This is a genomic window from Mycobacterium arosiense ATCC BAA-1401 = DSM 45069 (assembly GCF_002086125.1).
In the GTDB taxonomy this organism is placed as follows: Bacteria; Actinomycetota; Actinomycetes; order Mycobacteriales; family Mycobacteriaceae; genus Mycobacterium; species Mycobacterium arosiense.
The window spans coordinates 1-1447 of record NZ_MVHG01000197.1; the positions used below are offsets into that span (position 1 = coordinate 1).

The following is a 1447-nucleotide window of genomic DNA, read 5'->3' on the forward strand; positions in this document are numbered from 1 at the left end:
CGACGACCGAAAACGCACTGACTCCTGACGTTCGAAATGGCATCGATTTCAAGGTGGCTGATTTGTCGTTGGCGGATTACGGTCGCCGGGACATCGAGCTTTCGGAGCAGGAGATGCCGGGTTTGATGTCGTTGCGCCGGGAGTATCACGATGTGCAGCCGCTTAAGGGTGCGCGGATTTCCGGGTCGCTGCACATGACGGTGCAGACCGCGGTGTTGATTGAGACCCTTGTCGCGTTGGGCGCCCAGGTGCGCTGGGCGTCGTGCAACATTTTTTCCACTCAGGACCACGCCGCCGCGGCGGTGGTGGTGGGTCCGCACGGTACCCCCGAGGAGCCCAGGGGGGTGCCGGTGTATGCGTGGAAGGGCGAGACGCTTGAGGAGTATTGGTGGGCGGCCGAGCAGGTGCTGACCTGGCCCGACGAGCCGGCCAACATGATCTTGGACGACGGGGGTGATGCCACCATGCTGGTGCTGCGCGGTGCGCAGTATGAGAAGGCCGGTGTGGTGCCCCCGGATGACGAGGACGACTCGACCGAGCACCGGGTGTTTTTGAACTTGCTGCGCAAGCGTTTCGAGACCGATAAGGACAAGTGGACCAAGATCGCCGCGTCGATCAAGGGTGTCTCGGAGGAGACCACCACCGGGGTGCTGCGGCTGTATCAGTTCGCCGCCGCGGGTGATTTGGCGTTCCCGGCGATCAACGTCAACGATTCGGTGACTAAGAGCAAGTTCGACAACAAGTACGGTTGCCGGCATTCGCTCATCGATGGCATCAACCGCGGCACCGATGTGCTGATCGGCGGTAAGAAGGTGCTGATCTGTGGTTATGGCGATGTCGGTAAGGGTTCGGCCGAGTCGGTGGCGGGCCAGGGCGCCCGGGTGACGGTCACCGAGATCGATCCGATCAACGCGCTGCAGGCGCTGATGGAGGGCTTTGATGTCAAGCGGGTGGAGGACGTGATCGGTGAGGCCGACATCGTCATCACCACCACCGGCAACAAGGACATCATCACCCTCGAGCACATGAAGGCGATGAAGGACAAGGCGATCCTGGGCAACATCGGTCACTTCGACAACGAGATCCAGGTCGCGCGGTTGGAGCGCTCCGGTGCGATCAAGACCAACATCCGCCCCCAGGTCGACCTGTGGACGTTCCCGGACACCGGCAAGTCGATCATCTTGCTGTCCGAGGGCCGGCTGCTGAACCTGGGCAACGCCACCGGACACCCGTCGTTCGTGATGAGCAACAGCTTTTCCAACCAGGTCATCGCCCAGATCGAGCTGTGGACCAAAAACGACGAGTACGACAACGAGGTCTACCGGCTGCCCAAGCACCTCGACGAGAAGGTGGCCCGCATCCACGTGGAGGCGCTCGGCGGCCGACTGACCAAGCTGACCAAGGAACAGGCGGAATACATCGGCGTCGACGTCGACGGCCCCTACAA

General features: G+C 62.1%; 1 protein-coding gene. It reads left to right on the forward strand.

The features are described from left to right. A partial coding sequence (gene ahcY / locus BST14_RS28040) for an adenosylhomocysteinase (protein ID WP_142279672.1) occupies positions 1–1447 on the forward strand: 1447 nt, incomplete at both ends.